The sequence below is a fragment of the Nocardia sp. NPDC059764 genome (assembly GCF_042732555.1).
GTDB lineage: Bacteria > Actinomycetota > Actinomycetes > Mycobacteriales > Mycobacteriaceae > Nocardia.
Genome location: NZ_JBHWHH010000010.1, coordinates 33,991 through 51,417 on the forward strand (window position 1 = coordinate 33,991; position 17,427 = coordinate 51,417).

Here is a 17,427-nt window from a genome sequence, read left to right on the forward strand (position 1 = left end):
CCGTGACGACGCGCTGTCACTCGATGCGGCGGAAGCGCAGCGACTGCCCCGGCCGGGCCTGCGCCACCGTGTCCACGTCGGCGTCCACCACCACCGCGATCACCGGATAGCCGCCGGTGATCGGATGATCCGCGAGGAAGACCACGGGCTGACCGCTGGGCGGCACCTGCACCGAGCCCAAGGCCATACCCTCCGTGGGCAATTCACCGGCGACGCTGCGCCGCAACGCCGGCCCGTGCCGCCGGTCCAGCCGCGCGCCGATCCGGTCGGTGTCCGGGGATACCGACCACTCGCCCGCGAAAAGCGCTGCGGCATCGGTGAACCAGTCGGCCCGCGGGCCGGGTACCGCGCGCACGGTGAGCAGGTCGTTGCCCAGTGCCGGAACCGGCGCGACATCCACGATCGGCAGCGCGCGCGGCGGCGGGCCCACCGGCAGCAGGTCGCCCGGGCGCAGGGGTTCGGGGCCGATACCGGAGAGGGTGTCGCGGCTGCGAGAACCCAGCACCGGCAAGACCTCGATCCCGCCGCGCACCGCCACATAACTGCGCAGGCCGGTGGCGGCGAAACCCAGCCGAAGCCGTTGGCCCTCCTCGATTTCCAGCACGCAGGCAGTGCCCATCGGGCGGTCGTCGACGGTGACGGGGGCCGACGCGCCGGTCACCGCCACCGTGACACGCCGCTGGGCCAGTAATTCCAGTCCGCCCAGGAGCACCTCGATGCCCGCGGCGCCTTCGAAGTTGCCGACCAGTCGGTTCGCCAGCCGTAGCGAGGCCCGGTCCGCGGCCCCGGCCGCGCCCACCCCGGAGTCGAACCAGCCGGGACGGCCCAGATCCTGAATGGTGGCCAGTGGCCCCACCCGATCGACCCGCAGTGCGCTCATGACTTACCTCCCCGCGTCGACGAACCGGACCGGCGTCCCCGCGTGCACGAGGGCGGGCGGATCCCGGTCCACATCCCACATCGATGAATCGGTGGTGCCGATCAGCTGCCATCCGCCCGGGCTGCAGCGCGGGTAGACGGCCGAATAGCCGCCCGCCAAGGCCACCGCGCCCGCCGGGATCACGGTCCGCGACTGGGCGCGCCGCGGCACGGTCAGCCGGGCGTCGAATGATTCCAGATAGCCGAAACCGGGCGCGAAACCCACGAAGGCGCAATGCCATACGGTCCCGGTGTGCTGGGCGACGACCTCGGCCTCGGAGAGGCCGAGCAGGCACGCGACCTCGGGCAGATCCTCGCCGTCGTAGCGGACCGGGATCACGACCGGTTCGCGTGGCGCGGCCCGCTCACCCCGATCGCCCACGGCATCGTCACGACTCCAGCCGTCGAAGGCGGAAGGCCGCGCCGGTGACCGCCGATCACCGGCATCGACCCGGGCCGCCGTGTCCAGCCGGTTCAGCAAGGCCAGCAACCGCTTTCGCACCGGCTCCAGCGACCGCGGCGAATCCAGGGTCACCAGCACGGTTTCGGCGGCGGGCAGCACATCCAGCACGCCACGGGGCCGCGGTTCCAGCGCGGACAACAGCTCGGCGACCATGGCGCGCAGTGGCGGAATCACCAGCAGCGCACGGTCACCCGCCGCCCGCACCGCACCGGCGGCTTCAATCTGCCTGGGATCGGTCACCGCGTACCATCCCGATCAGATGAACGCCCGCACGGGCGTCCCGGATTCGTCGAGCGCCGCGCGTATCCGGCGCGCCATGTCGACCGCCGCCGGGGTGTCGCCGTGCACGCAGATGCTGGCGGCCGTCACCACCACCGCGCCGCCGTCCACGGCCGTCGCCTTGCCATGCCACGCGATCGACAGCGCCTGCGCTACCGCCGCGTCCGCGCCGAGCACCGCGCCCGGCAGCCCACGTGGGGCGAGCAAACCTTCGGGGGTGTAGGCGCGATCGGCGAAACCCTCACCGACGAAGGGAGTTCCAGCGTCCTGGGCCGCAAGCTCGAGTTCCGTACCCGCCGGGCCCAGCAGCGCCAGCTCGGGGTCGAAGTCGCGCAGCGCCGCCACGATCGCCTCGGCCAGCGCCCGATCCGCGGCGGCCTGGTGATACAGCGCGCCATGGGGTTTCACGTAGCGGACCCGATCCCCGGCCGCGGCGGCGAAGCCCGCCAACGCGCCGATCTGATACAGCGTCTCTTCCCGCAGTTCGGCCGGGGTGACGGCGATGGCGCGACGGCCGAATCCAGCCAGATCGCGATGGCCCACCTGCGCGCCGATGCGGACGCCCTTCGCCACGGCCAGGGCGCAGGTGCGGCGCATGATGGCCGGATCGCCCGCATGGAAGCCGCAGGCGATGTTGGCGCTGGTGACCACGTCCAGCATGGCGGCGTCATCGCCCATGGCCCAGTCACCGAAACCTTCACCGAGGTCGCTGTTCAGATCCAGCGTCATCCGCGTCCTCTCGCTGTCGTCATGATCCGATTGTCGGCGCGCCCGCATCCGGCGACAAGAATCTCACGACAAAAACTGTGTCATGGATCACAGTGACATGCGTGTGCTTCCGGCGGTACTCCGGGCGTCAATACGCGTAGACGTCCACCTCGGTCGCCTTCACCGCGAAATACACCTCCATACCCGGGGCCACGCCCAGCCGGGCCACCGCGGCCGGGGTCAGATCCGCAGCCAGGCCCGCGGTGGCCCCCGGGCCGTCCACCGCGCGCACCCGCACGATCCCGCCGCGATCCTCCAGCTCGGACACCGTCACCCGGAACACATTGCGGGGACTGCCCTCGGGATGGTCCCGATGCACCGCCACCGCGGCGGGCGAGAACACCGCCGCGGCGTCGCCACCGGGCGTCCACTGGTCCTCGGCCCGGCCGAAAACCTCGGCGCGGCCGTCCGTCACGGCGCCCAGCCCCACGCTGTCACCGGGCACCGCCGTGCCGAGAATCAGGTTCACCCCGGCGATCCGGGCCGCGAAACGGCTACGCGGGCGGGCGAGAACCTCGGTGACGGAACCTGATTCGATGACCCGGCCGGACTCGATCACGACAACCCGATCCGCCAGCGTGACCGCGTCGATGATGTCGTGGGTGACCAGGATCGTCGCCGCGGGACGCGCATCCGCGAAGGCGGCGTCCTCGCCGTGCGGGCGCAGCACCTTGCGCAGCAACGCCCGCATGGCCGGGGCCGCGGTCACATCCAATGCCGCCATGGGTTCGTCGAGCAGCAGCACCCGCGGATGCACGGCCAGCGCCCGGGCCAGGGCCACCCGCTGCGCCTGACCGCCCGACAGGGAATCGGGCGAACGGTCCGCCAGGTCCTCCGCCTCCACCGCCCGCAACCACTCCCGCGCGAGCGCCACCGCGGCCTTGCCGCGCATACCGCGGCTGCGAGGGCCGAACGCGACATTCGCCTCCACCGACAGATGCGGGAACAGCAGGGCATCCTGCGCCAGCAGGGATACGCCCCGCTGATGCGGCGGCACCGCGAGACGTTTCGCGGTGTCGGTCAGCGCACGCCCATCGAGCCGGACATACCCCTCATCCGGAACGGCCAGGCCCGCAACCACATCCAGCAGGCTCGACTTGCCCGCGCCATTGGGGCCGAGGACCGCCAGCACCGCACCGGCCGGAACCTCCACGGCCACCCGGACATCCCGGTCGTGCAGGCGGGCGGACACCTCGAGCCCGGTCACGGCGTCAGCTCTCCCAGCAGGGTGCCCAGGTGGCGCGGCGCGGGGGAGCCGTGCGCGAGCATCGCGTCGTGCCAGTCCCGCAGGGGAGTGGCGGCGGGGCGCGCCGCGGCCACTGCGGCCACCTCGGTGTAGCCGACGAAATAGGTGGAGAGCTGGGTGGAGGTGAGCAGGGTGCGACGCCATTTGCCGGCGGCCTCGCCCTCCTCCTGGAAGCCGCGGTCGAGCATCAGGCGCATGGCCTCCGACTCGGTCATGGCGTCGCAGTGCACCGACTGGTCCAGGATGGCGTTGATGGTCATGCGGAGGTGGGACTTCAACTGCTGCAACCGGACCGGGAGCCCGCCGAAACCGGCGTCGGCCATGAGCTTCTCGGTGTATACGGCCCAGCCCTCGATGAAGGTCCCGCTCGAGCACAATGCGCGGGCCGCGGTCGAACCGCGGAAGCGGCGGGCCCGCGCCAACTGGAGATAGTGGCCGGGCATGGCCTCGTGCACGGTCAGATTGCGCATCATGTGGTCGTTGTATTCCCGATAGAACGACGCCGCCCGCTCCGGCGACCACTCCTCCGGGGTCGGAGCGATGGCGAAGAAGGTGGGGAGCTCGGCGGTTTCGAGCGGACCCACCGAATCGCAGTAGGCCACCGCCACCCCGCGGGCGAATTCCGGCATCTCCTGGATCACCAGCGGGTCCTCGACCAGCGACGCCAGGTCGTGCTCGCGGACGAAGGCGGTGGCCTCGGCGAGCGCGTCGGTGGCCACGGCCACCACCGTGTCGTTCGACGGGCACTCGGCCGACACCCGCTCCAGCGCGCGGCGCACGGTGTCGTCGTCTGGGTGCGCGACGCCGAGCAGTTCGGCCGCCGCCGAACGGATTTCGCCGGTCAGCTGCTCGAGATGACGGTGGGCGCGGTCCAGGATCTCCCGCGAGCCCAGTTCGGTGTCGAGGGTGTGCCAGAGCTTGGCCTCCCACAACCGACGGCCCAGGCGCGGATCACGGTCCGCGCCGTCCAGCCGACCGGCCAGCCAGGAGGTGAACTCCTTCAGCGCCGACACCGCACCCGCGGCGGCGGGCTCGATGACGAACCCGGGCGCCTCGGCGGCCAGCACCGGCACCTGGTCGCGCACCAGCGCGGCCACCCCGTCGAACTGACCGATCGCGGTCCCGACATGGACGCCCGGCATGTCACCGAGCACCGCGCGCGCCGTGGCCAGCGCATCCGGCAGCGCGGTGAGCCGGGCACGCAGCGCCTCCAGCCGCACCTCGGCGGGCGCGAACGGACGGGCGATCAGGTGATGCAGCAGCGGACCGGGATTGTGCACCAGCGGATTCCACTCGTGCTCGCGGATCTCGGTGAGTTCGAAGAGCAGGCCGTCGACCCGCTGCTGCAGCAACGCCAGATCGACGCCGTCCTCCGGCGCGAGGTCGTCGGGATCCACCTCGGCCAATGTGTGCGAGGCGTCGCGCAGCAGCGCGACCCGCTCGGCCACCGCACCCGGCGACAGATCCGGCAGCCGGTCATCGGCGCGATGATCACCGACCTCGGCGGCCAGGTGCGGATCGGCGGTCAGCAGCGCATCGACGATGCGCTCGGCACGGGAGGCGAAGATCGGCGACATGGTGGTCACGTTAGCGTTCGCCGGTACGCGACCAGCACGATCACCGCGGCGACCAGCACCAGCAGCAGCGAAAGGGCCACCGCGGCATCCGGATCGGACTCACGTTGCAGATAGATCTCCAACGGCAGGGTGCGGGTCCGGCCCTGCAGGCTGCCCGCGAAGGTGAGGGTCGCGCCGAACTCGCCCAGCGCCCGCGCGAACACCAGCACCGTGCCCGACACCAGGGCCGGGCGCAGCAGCGGCAAGGTCACCCGCCACCACACCACGGACGGCCGCGCGCCCAGGGTCGCCGCGATCCGCTCGTACCGGTCACCCGCGGTGCGCATCGCGCCCTCCAGGGTGATCACCAGGAACGGCAGCGCGACGAACGTCTGCGCCAGCACCACCGCCGTCGTGCTGAACGCGATGCGGATGCCGAGCGACTCCAGCTCACGGCCCACCAGGCCGTGCCGTCCGAACAGATACAGCAGCGCCAGACCGCCCACCACCGGCGGTAATACCAAGGGCAGCAACACCAGTGCCCGCAGCACCGGCATCGCCCGCCACCGGACCCGGGCCAGCACCGCCGCCATGGGCACGCCCAGCAGGACGCACAACGCGGCGGCGGCCAACGAGGTGCGCAGGCTCAGCTCCAGCGCCACCCGCGAGGACTCCGAGGTGATCAGGTCGAGGAAATGCGACCAGTCCACCGCCCCGGTCAGGGCCACCAGCGGACCGGCCACCAGCACGAAGCCGATGGCGGCCGGCAGCAGCAACCAGACCGGGGGACGCATCACGGCTGCCCGAAACCGGCCTGCTGCAATGCCTTCCGACCGTCCGGTCCGGTAACCAGGGCGACGAAGTCCTTGGCCGCGGACGCGTTCTTGGAATCCGCCACCGTCGCGATCGGATAGGTGTTCACGGCCTTGGCGGATTCGGGGAAGTTCACGGTGGTCACCTTGGCGCCCGCGCCCGCCGCGTCGGTGACGTAGACCAGCCCGGCGTCGGCCTGACCCGAGGTCACCTTGGCCAGCACGTCGGTCACCGAGGACTCCTCGCTCACCGGCGAAATCGCCACTCCGGCATCGGCGGTCACCTTCTTGGTGGCCGAACCACACGGCACCTGCGGTGCGCACACCACCAGCCGCAGACCCGCGTGCGACAGATCTGCCAGCGAATCGACGTGCGCCGGATTACCGGGCGGCGTCACGATGGTCAGCATATTGGTGGCGAAAGTCTGTGGCTGGTCGGTGATCCGGCCGCCCTTCACCGCCTTGTCCATATTGTTCTGGTCCGCGGAGGCGAAGACATCGGCGGGCGCGCCCTGATTCAACTGCGCCACCAGATCCGAGGAACCGGCGAAGGAGAACGTCACCTTCGTCCCCGGATGCGCGGACTCGTACCGGGTGCCCAGTTGGGTGAACACCTGCTTCAGGGACGCGGCCGCGAACACGGTGACGGTCTCGGTCTCGGCGCTGTCCGACGAGGACCCGCACCCCGCGAGCAGGCCCGCGCCCAGGACCGCGGTGGCGGACAGGGCCGCACCGGACGTGAAACCTAGGCCGCGCCACCGGCTTCTTTGAATGTTGCGGTGGTGGCTGTTTCCACCACGACGGTGGTCGCCTTGACGCTCGCCCACGCCACGCTGCCGGGCTGCAGCCCCAGCTCGCGCACCGACTCGCTGCTCATCAACGACACCACTGTGAACGGTCCGCATTGCATCTCCACCTGCGCCATCACGGTATCGGCCACCACTCTGGTGACCAGTCCCGGAAACCGATTGCGCGCCGAACTGGCGCTACCCATCCGGGTCTGCGGCGTGCGGGCCTGTTCGACGGCCAAGGCCGCGAGCTCCCCGCCGTCCACCACCAGACGACCGGACTCGTCCTTGCGGCCGGACAACACGCCGCCGTCGATCCAGCGGCGCACCGTGTCGTCGCTGACGCCGAGCAGCTGCGCGGCGTCACGAATCCGTATTTCGGGCATGACAGGCAGGATATATCCGCAACTACGGAGATATCAATCCGATCCATCCGCAAGTACGGATGGCAAGAGGTCTCGGAGTGTTCCTGTTCACCTTCGCGCCGCTGGCGTCGCCACCGGCGGCCAGTACGCTCGAAGCAATCATGGCCACGTATTTCGATCCGAAGGCCTGGTCACCCCTGCGCGCGGTGGACCTGGGCATGGACCTCGGAAAACGCTTGTTCGACCAGGTCTGGGTGGAGCAGTGGACGAGCTTCACCAGCGCCTGGCTCGAACCGGCCGCCGACTTCGGGTCCGGAACCGTCACCGCGCTGATGCCCGATGTCCTCATGACCCTGCTGTCCGAAGGCATCCTCAGCCAGTTCGGCGGCCAGGAGGTCAGCGCCACCCTGCTCGGCAGCGATATGCGGGCCACCCTGCACACGCTCAAGGTGCGGCGGCGCGGCGCGCACTTCCAGGCCAAGACCGTGCTCACCGGACTGCTCTGGAACACCCACCCGATCGAGGAACTGACCGTCATCGCCCACGGGCTGCGGCTCATCCCCGGCGTCCCCACCAAGGTCCGCACCTCACAGCTCGACCTCACCGGCGTGATAACCCTTGCGGCGCTGCTGGAATGGATCAACAGCTGGCAGCCCGACTGGGAACTGGAACGCGCCGACGACGGACTGATCCTGGCCCGGCACCGGCGGCGCCGGATCCGGGCGCTGGCCTCCGCCGAGGTCATCGACAATGTCCTGTCGATCACCGTGCACCGCGCGCACTGGCGAAAAGTCCGCGCGCCCAAGCGATTCACCACGCTCAACCCGATTCCGCTGACGGGGCTGCCCAGTCAGGCGCGGATCAGCCGGGCCGAACTGGTCGGCGAGCACGTGTTCTTCCGCATCGACCTGCCGGGCATCACCGGCTCGTTCGATCTCGCACAGATCCGATCGGCCATCGTCGCGGGGACGACGCTGATCATCTTCTGACGCAACGCCTTACCGCTGCGCCGGACGCTACTTCTGTGTCGGCCACCATTCGAGCAGGGCCGCCTCGGCTTCATCGCGAGTCATCGGACCGCGGTCCAGGCGCAGTTCCTTCAGGAAACGCCACGCCTTGCCGACATCCGGGCCCGGCTTCAGATCCAGCAGCTCCATGATCGCGTTGCCGTCCAGGTCCGGCCGCACCCGCGCCAGATCCTCCTGCTCGGCCAGCACCGCGATGCGCGTCTCCAGCCCGTCGTAGGTCGAACGCAGCGCGGCGGCCCGGCGCTTGTTGCGGGTGGTGCAGTCGGCGCGAACCAGCTTGTGCAGGCGGGGGAGCAGGTCGCCGCCGTCGGTCACGTAGCGGCGCACCGCCGAATCGGTCCACTGGCCCTTGCCGTAGCCGTGGAAACGCAGGTGCAGGTACACCAGCCGCGCCACGTCCTCGGTGAACTGCTTGGGATACTTCAAGGCGCGCAGGCGCTTTCGCACCATCTTCGCGCCCACCACCTCGTGATGGTGGAAGCTGACGCCGCCACCGGGCTCATTGCGCTTGGTCGGCGGCTTCCCGATGTCGTGCAGCAGGGCGGCCCAGCGCAACACCAGGTCCGGATCGCCCTCCTCCTGATCGATGGCCTGACGGAGCACGGTCAGCGAATGCTGGTAGACGTCCTTGTGCTGGTGGTGCTCGTCGATCTCCAGCTGCATGGCCGGAACCTCGGGCAGCACCCACTCGGCCAGACCGGTCTCGACCATGATGTCGATGCCGTCGGTCGGGTACTCGCCGCCGATCAGCTTGTCCAGCTCGGTGCGCACCCGCTCGGCGGTGATGCGGTCGATCTCGGGAGCCATCTCCACGATCGCCGCCCGCACCCGCGGGGCCAGCTCGAAACCCAGCTGCGAGACGAACCGCGCGCCGCGCAGCATGCGCAGCGGATCGTCGGCGAACGAATCCTGCGGCAGCGCAGGCGTATCCAGGACACCGGCCAACAGCGCCTCGACACCGCCCAGCGGGTCCACGAACTCCAACTCGCCCAGCGAGCCGATCCGCACCGCCATGGCGTTCACCGTGAAGTCCCGGCGCACCAGATCACCCTCGAGGGTGTCGCCGAAGGTGACCTCCGGATTGCGGGAGACCCGATCATAGGCATCGCTGCGGAACGTGGTGATCTCCAGCTGCTGGCCGTCCTTGGCCGCGCTCACCGTGCCGAAGGCCAGGCCGCCGGTATCCCACAGGTTGTCGGCCCAGCCGCGCATCAACTCCTGCACCACCTCGGGGCGGGCGTCGGTGGTGAAATCCAGATCGGTGCCGAGCCGGCCCAGCACCGCGTCGCGGACGCTGCCACCGACCAGATACAGGTGATGGCCGTGTGCGGCGAACAGTTCGCCGAGGGGAGTCAGCACATCCGACAGCCTGCCGAGGGTTATCGCTGCCGCCGCCAGCAAACGAGTACGGCGATCATCGACAGCTGCTTCCTCGGACTTCGGCGAAACCACGAAGACGCAGCTTAGTCGCATGTGGGCGCAATTCCCGAATAGTGTCCCGCGACCCGGTGCGGCCATCCGGCGTGCCGCCTCACGACCGGTGTCTACCTGCTATGAGAGCTCTGTATATATAGGAGCCACCGCGCTGGGGCGGGCAGTGCCGCCCTCCCCTATAGACTGACGCAGTGTCCCCGGCCGATCGTGCGAACAGTCGACGCCGCCAGCCCCGGCGGCGTGGTTCGGCCGGTAATGCGGCGAAAGCTACCGGCGCGGCGAAACCGCGCATGCGCACCGTCCGCGAGACCTCCGCGGGCGGACTCGTGGTGGACGGCCTCGACGGCCCCAGCGAGAAGCGCTGCGCCGCCCTCATCGGGCGCACCGACCGGCGCGGACGCCTGCTCTGGTCCCTGCCCAAGGGACACATCGAAGAAGGCGAGACCTCCGAGCAGACCGCCATCCGGGAAGTCCAGGAGGAGACCGGCATCCACGGCACCGTGGTCGCCGAACTCGGCAGCATCGACTACTGGTTCGTCACCGAGGGCCGGCGGGTACACAAGACCGTGCACCATTACCTGATGCGCTCACTGGGCGGTGAGCTCTCCGACGCCGACGTCGAGGTCACCAAGGTGGCCTGGGTTCCCTTGAGCGAACTGGACTCCCGGCTCGCCTACGCTGACGAACGCAGGCTGGCCGAGGTCGCCAACCGGCTGATCGACCGGATGGAGAACGGCAGACAATGACGCGTGCGGGATCGCGGCGCACGCTGCTGTCACTCGTCGCGGTAATGCTGGCGGTGCTCACGTCACTGGGAATCGGCCCGGGCAGCATCATCGCCGCATTGCATGCGGGCGGCACGCCCATTGCTGCCGCCGAACCCACCGGCAGCGGTAGCGGACAGAACAGTGCACCCAAATTCCTGAAACTGTCACTGGATTCGGTGACACCGACCGCCATCACGGCCGGCAGCGACCCCTACTTCGTGGTGTCGGGCACCGTGACCAATATCGGTGACCGGCCGGTCGACGACGTCAGCGTCCGCATCCAGCGCGGCGCGGCCGTCACCAACCCCAGCGCGCTGCGCACCACACTGCGCCTGGACCAGGCCAGTTACGACGTCGCCGGTGAATTCCAGGACGTCGCAGACCAATTGACCGCCGGACAGCGCAAGCAGTTCAGCGTCACCGTCGCCCTGCACTCCGGAACCGAGCTGCCCAGCGGCATCTCGTCGCTGAACATCGACGCGCCCGGCGTCTACCCGCTGCTGCTCAATGTGAACGGGCAACCCGCGTACGGTGGCCAGGCCCGCCTCGACGACGCCCGCTTCCTGCTGCCCGTACTCGGCGTGCCCGGCGCCGACCCCAAACACGCGCCCGGCCAGCCCGTCCCGTCCGTCGTCGACGCCCCGCCGGTCGCCACCACCCTGCTCTGGCCGCTGGCCGACCGGCCCCGCCTGGTCGCCGGGCAGCCCGGCGCACCCGACGCGCAAGCCCTGCTCACCGATGACGACCTCGCCGCCTCACTGGCCCAGGGCGGGCGGCTCGACCAGCTGCTCTCGGCCCTGGAGAGCATCGCCAAACCCGACAGCGCCCGCGATCGCAGCCTGATCAACGCGGTCTGCTTGGCCGTCGACCCGGACCTGCTCATCACCGTGTCCGACATGACCAGGGACTACCGGGTGCTGGCCAGCCCCTCCGACCCCGAAGGACCCACCCGATCCGGCAGCGGCGGCCGGGCCGCCAAGGCGTGGCTGGAACGACTGCGCACGCTCGCGCCCGGAATGTGCGTGACCGCACTGCCATTCGCGCAGGTCGACCCGAACGCCCTGGCCGCGGCCGGGGACGTCACGCTCGCCGACCGCGCGCTCAACGCGCCCGCCGACCTCATCGACTCCGTACTCGGCGTGAAATCGGTGCGCGGCGTGGCCATTCCGGACGCGGGCACCGTCGACAACGAGGGCGCCGCGCTCTTCGCGCACCACGGCTTCACCACCACCGTGCTCGCTGACAACGCGGTCGCACCGGCCGACGGCCGCTCCAACCTGCTCGCCGCCAAGACGCCACCCGCGACCCCCGCGGCGCCCGGCGGCGCATCCGAACCCGGCACCCCCGACATGGTCACCCTGGCCGACGTCAGCCCGCCGCCCGCCGGCGGCACCACCACGCAGCCCGCGCCGGCCGCCCCGCACGCCGCCACCTTCGACATCTGGGCCGCCACCGCGCTCGCCGCCATCGGATCCAACCCGCCGACCCCGCCCTTCACCCCGGACAAGGCCCGCTACGACGTCACCGTCGACTCGCGCGCCGCCCGATTGCAGGACGCGCTCGGGGCCGTCGCCTGGACCGCGCTCAACCCGCAGCCGGGCCGCCCGCGTTCCGCGCTGCTGGTGCCGCCGCAGCAGTGGGGGGCCAACCGGGACGAGGCCTCCTCCGTGCTCGCCCTGCTGGACCTGCAGCTGCGCAACAACCTCGCCACTCCGCGACCGCTCACCGAACTGCTCGCGCAACAGCCCGATCCGCAGCCCTACACGCTCGACTATCTGGAGCAGGCCGCCGACGACGCGGTCCCCGCGCACTACGCCGAACCCGTGCACCAGCAGGGCCAGCGCATCACCGAACTGATGAGCGCGCTGGTGGACGTGCCGCAGCAGGAACTCAGCCCGCGCGCCTTCCTCACCCCGCTGCGCGACGACCTGATCCGGGTGCTGTCACTGACCGACCGCCGAGCCGGGGGCGCCGCCGCCGACACCAATGCCCAGCGGCGGCTGGACCAGACCACCAAAACCATGGACAACCTGTACGGATCGGTGACCGTGCTGCCCCCCGGCGGCGTCTACACCCTCGCCTCCGAACAGAGCCCGCTGCTGCTGGTCGCCCGCAACGACCTGCCGGTGGCCATCCGGGTGCGCTTCAAGATCAACGCACCGGCCGAGACGAATATCACCGATATCGGCGAACAGCAGCTGCCGGCCAAGGGAAATCGGTCCTTCCAGATCCCGACCGAGGTCTCCGACAGCCGAAACCTGGCCATTCCGATCGGACTCAGCACACCGGACGGCGTGCCGCTCGGCAACGCGGTCTCGGTATCGGTGCGATCCAACGCCTACGGTCAGGTGTTGGCAATAATTACGGCGAGCGCCTGTGCACTCCTGCTCCTGCTGGTCGGTCGCCGGCTCTGGCACCGCTTCCGCGGACAGTCCGATCCAGCCGACGAGGAGGGGTTCGACGCCGGCGCCGCCCACGGTCCCGAGCAGGACGGCCGCGGGCGCAAGCAGGACATGAAACGACAGGAGGCACGGTGAGCGAGTACGGCGGGCCACGCTCATCCGGCCGACCGGAGGACTCATCGGGCCGGACCGCAGGCCACCCCGGCCATCACGAAGGACAGGGCGGGCGGCAGGACGGGCCCGACGGGCCGCCGCCGGCGCGCCGCGCCCCCTCCGCGCCGTGGGAACGCGGCGCGCCCCGCCCCGGACCGCGCGGGCCGCAGGGCCCCGCCTCCGGAGCACAGCGAGCGATTCCCGGTAATCCGCAGGGCATTCCGGGACGCCCCTATCCGGGTCAACCGGCCGGTCCGCAACGCCACGTTCCCGCGCCCGGCGAATCCGGGCCCATCATGCGACGACCCCAGCAGGGCCGCCCCGAACCCGCCGCCGGACGCGTCCCGCCCGAAGAGCGCTACCACTGGGGACATCCCGGCGCCGCGGGCAACCGCGCGCCCGGAACCGGGCCCATCTCGATGCCGCCCGGCGCCCAGCGATACCCGACACCTCCCATGTCGAATCCGCGCCCGATGGCCGCACCGCGCCCCGGACCGCCGACGGGGCCGCAGCGGCAAGCCAATTCGGGCCAGCAGGCCGTGGTCACCGCACCGCGCGCCGAGGAGAAGCCGGACAACTCCAACGCGAAACTCGTGCGCGACACCGGCTCGCTCGCGCTGGCGACGCTGATCAGCCGCATCACCGGATTCGCGAAACAGGCGCTGCTGCTGACCGTGCTCGGCCCGGCCATCGCCAGTGCCTTCACCATCGCCAGCTCGATCCCCAACATGATCTCCGAGCTGCTGCTCGGCGCGGTGCTCACCGCCATCGTGGTGCCCACCCTGGTCCGCGCCGAACGCGAGGACGCCGACGGGGGAGCGGCCTTCGTCCGACGGCTGTTCACCATCGCGCTCACCGTGCTCGGCACCGGAACCGTCATCGCACTGATCCTGACCCCCGTGCTCACCGAGCACGTCTTCCTGTCCAGCGACAGCAAGGTCAACTCCGCACTCACCACGGCGCTGACCTTCATGCTCGTGCCCGCCGTGCTGCTTTACGGCATGTCGGCGCTGCTCATGGCGATCCTGAACACCCACCAGGTGTTCAAACCCGGCGCCTGGGCGCCCGTGCTCAACAACTGCGTCGCCCTGGTGGTGCTCGGGCTCTACGCCCTGCTACCCGGCGAGCTCACGCTGAACCCGGTCCGGATGGGCGAACCCAAACTGCTGCTGCTCGGCATCGGCACCACCGTCGGCGTCGCCGTCCAGGTCGCCACCCTGCTGCCCGCCATCCGCCGCGAAGGCATCGATTTGCGGCCGCTGTGGGGCCTCGACGCCCGGCTCAAGCAGTTCGGCGGGATGGCCGCGGCCATCATCCTGTACGTGCTGATCAGCCAGATCGGCTTCAGCTTCACCCTGCGCGTGGCCTCGCACGCCGACGTCGCGGGCCCGACCATCTACCAGAACGCGTGGCTCCTGCTGCAGCTGCCGTGGGGCGTGCTCGGCGTGACCCTGCTGACCGCGATCATGCCGCGACTCAGCCGCAACGCCGCCGCCGACGACACACCGGCCGTGGTCGACGACCTGAGCGCGGCCACCCGGCTCACCATGATCGCGCTGGTGCCGATCGTCACCTTCCTGACCTTCGCCGGCACCCAGATCGGTGAGGCCATCTACGGTTACGGCCGCTTCGGCGGCGACGCGGCCCGCCTCGGCGAAGCCGTGTCGTGGTCCGCCTTCAACCTGATCCCGTACGCGCTGGTGCTGATCCACCTGCGCGTCTTCTACGCCCGCGAACAGGCGTGGACGCCCACCTGGATCATCCTCGGCATCACCAGCGTCCAGATCACGCTGTCGGCGCTGGCGCCGGTGTTCTTCTCACCCGAACACGTGGTCATCGCGCTCGGCGTGGCCCGCGGCCTCGGCTTCGTCACCGGCGCGGTGATCGGCGGCTGGCTGCTGCACCGCAGCCTCGGCGATCTGCGCATGGCCAATGTCGGCCAGACCATCACGCGCGTCGTGCTCGCCTCACTGGCCGGCGGCGCGGTGCTGCTCATCGTGGACAAGGTGCTGGGCCTGCACCGGCTCTCGGACTCCTTCGGCGGCTTCGGCTCGCTCATCCGGGTCGGCATCACCGCGATCGTCATGTTCGGCGTGGCCTTCGGGCTGATGCGCCTGCTCGGCATCCCCGAGATCGTGGCCATCACCGTCGCCGTGTCGCGGCGACTCGGCTTCACGCCGCCGGCCCCGGATCTGGACCTCGACGGCACCCCGCTCGAGGACCTCCACGAGACCACCCTGCTGCCCAAACCGGACCTGCGCGCCGCGCCGTACTACTACCGCTTCGATCCGTACCTCGACGCACAGACCATGGTGCTTCCGGTCATCCGACCCGATGCGGTTGAACTCACCGAGAAGGTGGAGTTCCCGTACCCTGTTCGGCAGGCAAACGCAACTGCCCAAACCGGCCTGCCCGCGGACAGCTCCCGCGGCGCGCCGGATGTCGCCCGGAACCCCGACGGCGGCTTCCGCACTACTCCGGAGGCCGCAGCGGCGGGTCCGGCGCCGACACATCGGTCTTCGACATACGAGGGCGAAGGAGGAACGAGGGTGAGCGACGACGCGGCGGGCGGTGTCCCGGCCGCCGAATCCGCACAGGCCGCGGGCGGCGGGCTCTCCACGGACACCCCTCCGGCCGGCGAGGCCGGCGGAAAGCCCGGGGTCAGAGCCGAGTCCGCGGACCGCAAGAGCGGTTCCGGCGGACCAGAGGAACTACCGGAGGACCAGGACCACGCGGGTCCCGAAACCGGTGTCTACGAGGCCATCTCACCGCAGATGCCGCCCATGCGGGTGGAATCGCCGACCAAGCGGATCCAGCGCGGCCCCAAGCTGACCCCCGGCGCCTCCGTGGCGGGCGGTCGCTACCGGCTGCTGGCCGGCCACGGCGGTGCGCGCGGCCTGCGATTCTGGCAGGCCCTGGACGTGAAGCTCGACCGCGAGGTGGCCCTCACCTTCGTCGACGCCGACCAGGAGGCCACCGAGAACTCCGGGCACGACGGACCGCAGGCCATCCTGTCCCGCACCCTGCGCCTGGGCCGGATCAACTCGCCCGGTCTCGCCCGCGTCCTGGACGTGGTGCGCGGCTCCTCCGGCGGCATCGTGGTGGCCGAATGGACGCCCGGCCGCTCGCTCAAGGAGATGGCCGACACCGTGCCGTCCCCGATCGGCGCGGCCCGCGCCATCCGGGCGCTGGCGGCCGCGGCCGAAATGGCGCACCGCGGCGGCGGCTCGCTGTCCATCGACCACCCCGACCGGGTGCGGATCAGCGCCTCCGGCGACGCCGTGCTGGCCTTCCCCGGCACCCTGTCCGACTCTGACGCCCAGTCCGATGTGCGCGGGCTCGGCGCCATGCTCTACGCGCTCATCACCGCGCACTGGCCCATCCGCCCCGGCGGCATCTCCGGCACCGCGATCACCGTCGGCGGACTGCCGCTGGCCGATTTCGGGCCCGACGGAACCCCGGTGGAGCCCCGCAACATCCGGCCCGAGGTGCCCTTCGAGATCTCCGCGGTCGCGGTGCGCTCGCTGGAGTCCAACAAGGGCGTCCGCACCGCCGCCACCGTCCAGCACGTGCTGGAGCAGGCGTCGGTGGTGGACCAGAAGACCGACTTCATCCCGGTGCTGCGGCTCGGGCAGAAGCCGCCCAGCGCACCCGACGAGACCCTCGCCGATCCGGAACTGCTCGCCGCCGAGAAGGAACGCTCGCAGCGGATGATGTGGATCCTGGTCGGGCTCGGCGTGCTGGCCGCGCTCGTGGTCGGCGTCATCATCTGGTGGTTGCTGAGCGTGTTCGCGCCCGGCTCTTCCAACGCGCCGCTCAACGAACAGCGCAATATCGGCCTGACCACCTCGGCGACGCCGCCGCCCAGCCCGGGCGCGGCCACCCAGACCCCGGTCGGCGCGCCGCCCGTCGGCGGTGTGCCGGTGCCGGTCACCGGCGCGACGGTGTTCTCCCCGGAGGGCACCCCGGACAATGTGGGCAGCGTCGGGGCCGTGCTGGACAACAACCCCACCACCACCTGGCGCAGCGACGCCTACTTCCAGCAGTTCCCGGCCCTCAAGAAGGGCGTGGGCGTCCTCGCCACCCTCGGCAGCCCGTCCAAGCTGACCAAGGTGAGCATCGAATCGCCTTCGCCCGGAACGCAGGTCGAGATCCGCACCTCGCCGACCGCCTCGCCGACCCTCGACCAGACCCAGCTGGTCGGGTCGGCGGTGCTCGGCGAGGGCATGACCGAGATCCCGGTGCGGACCGACCAGCCCGCCCGGTACGTGCTCCTGTGGATCACCCAGCTCGCGAACAACGGTGGCCAGTTCCAGACGGCCATCGCCGAAATCCGCTTCGAAGCAAGTGCCTGACGGGCTCTTCCGACGTCCTCAGCGCTGACCGCCACCAGGTCGCGTGATACGGACCAAACGGCCGCTACCTGCGCATTCTCACGCGATTCACCG

The 17,427-nt window shown here is 70.6% G+C and carries 13 protein-coding genes; 4 read left to right on the top strand and 9 right to left on the bottom strand.

What is annotated here, in order from left to right:
* Positions 1–16: 16 nt before the first annotated feature.
* The 8 genes from ACFV4K_RS03725 to ACFV4K_RS03760 form a co-directional block, all read right to left on the bottom strand.
* Complete coding sequence (locus ACFV4K_RS03725) at positions 17–880, bottom strand: biotin-dependent carboxyltransferase family protein (protein WP_379271841.1); 864 nt, start codon at positions 878–880, stop codon at positions 17–19.
* Between the two features lie 3 nt (positions 881–883).
* A complete protein-coding gene (locus ACFV4K_RS03730) occupies positions 884–1,621 on the bottom strand; it encodes an allophanate hydrolase subunit 1 (protein ID WP_379271842.1) in 738 nt (245 codons plus the stop codon).
* 15 nt (positions 1,622–1,636) lie between these two features.
* On the bottom strand, positions 1,637–2,389 hold the full coding sequence (locus tag ACFV4K_RS03735) for a LamB/YcsF family protein (protein ID WP_379271843.1): 753 nt from the start codon (positions 2,387–2,389) through the stop codon (positions 1,637–1,639).
* A 127-nt stretch (positions 2,390–2,516) separates the two neighbouring features.
* Positions 2,517–3,635, bottom strand: a complete 1,119-nt coding sequence (locus tag ACFV4K_RS03740) for a sulfate/molybdate ABC transporter ATP-binding protein (RefSeq protein ID WP_379271844.1) — start codon at positions 3,633–3,635, stop codon at positions 2,517–2,519.
* On the bottom strand, positions 3,632–5,251 hold the full coding sequence (locus ACFV4K_RS03745; protein WP_379271845.1) for a DUF885 domain-containing protein: 1,620 nt from the start codon (positions 5,249–5,251) through the stop codon (positions 3,632–3,634). The genes ACFV4K_RS03740 and ACFV4K_RS03745 overlap by 4 nt, the downstream gene beginning before the upstream one ends.
* Before the next feature lie 5 nt (positions 5,252–5,256).
* Positions 5,257–6,024, bottom strand: a complete 768-nt coding sequence (locus tag ACFV4K_RS03750) for an ABC transporter permease (RefSeq protein WP_379271846.1) — start codon at positions 6,022–6,024, stop codon at positions 5,257–5,259.
* Entirely contained in the window at positions 6,024–6,815 is a 792-nt protein-coding gene (gene modA, locus ACFV4K_RS03755; RefSeq protein ID WP_379271866.1) for a molybdate ABC transporter substrate-binding protein, read from the bottom strand. Before modA ends, ACFV4K_RS03750 begins: the two co-directional genes overlap by 1 nt.
* The gene (locus ACFV4K_RS03760) at positions 6,788–7,216 is read right to left on the bottom strand and encodes a molybdopterin-binding protein (RefSeq protein ID WP_379271847.1); all 429 of its coding nucleotides are present in this window, start codon (positions 7,214–7,216) and stop codon (positions 6,788–6,790) included. The genes modA and ACFV4K_RS03760 overlap by 28 nt, the downstream gene beginning before the upstream one ends.
* A 59-nt stretch (positions 7,217–7,275) precedes the next feature.
* Between ACFV4K_RS03760 and ACFV4K_RS03765 the strand changes: the two genes are divergently transcribed.
* On the top strand, positions 7,276–8,184 hold the full coding sequence (locus tag ACFV4K_RS03765) for a hypothetical protein (RefSeq protein ID WP_379271848.1): 909 nt from the start codon (positions 7,276–7,278) through the stop codon (positions 8,182–8,184).
* 27 nt (positions 8,185–8,211) lie between these two features.
* On the opposite strand, the gene ACFV4K_RS03770 is transcribed toward ACFV4K_RS03765, so the two are convergent.
* Positions 8,212–9,675: a CCA tRNA nucleotidyltransferase gene (locus ACFV4K_RS03770; protein WP_379271849.1), complete on the bottom strand. Its 1,464-nt coding sequence runs from the start codon at positions 9,673–9,675 to the stop codon at positions 8,212–8,214.
* 173 nt (positions 9,676–9,848) lie between these two features.
* Between ACFV4K_RS03770 and ACFV4K_RS03775 the strand changes: the two genes are divergently transcribed.
* The 3 genes from ACFV4K_RS03775 (at position 9,849) to ACFV4K_RS03785 (ending at position 17,334) form a co-directional block, all read left to right on the top strand.
* A complete protein-coding gene (locus ACFV4K_RS03775; protein ID WP_357088536.1) occupies positions 9,849–10,403 on the top strand; it encodes an NUDIX hydrolase in 555 nt (184 codons plus the stop codon).
* Positions 10,400–12,961: a DUF6049 family protein gene (locus tag ACFV4K_RS03780; protein WP_379271850.1), complete on the top strand. Its 2,562-nt coding sequence runs from the start codon at positions 10,400–10,402 to the stop codon at positions 12,959–12,961. Before ACFV4K_RS03775 ends, ACFV4K_RS03780 begins: the two co-directional genes overlap by 4 nt.
* Positions 12,962–13,434: 473 nt before the next feature.
* Positions 13,435–17,334, top strand: coding sequence for a murein biosynthesis integral membrane protein MurJ (locus tag ACFV4K_RS03785; protein WP_379271867.1), 3,900 nt, complete (start codon positions 13,435–13,437; stop codon positions 17,332–17,334).
* Positions 17,335–17,427 lie beyond the last annotated feature (93 nt).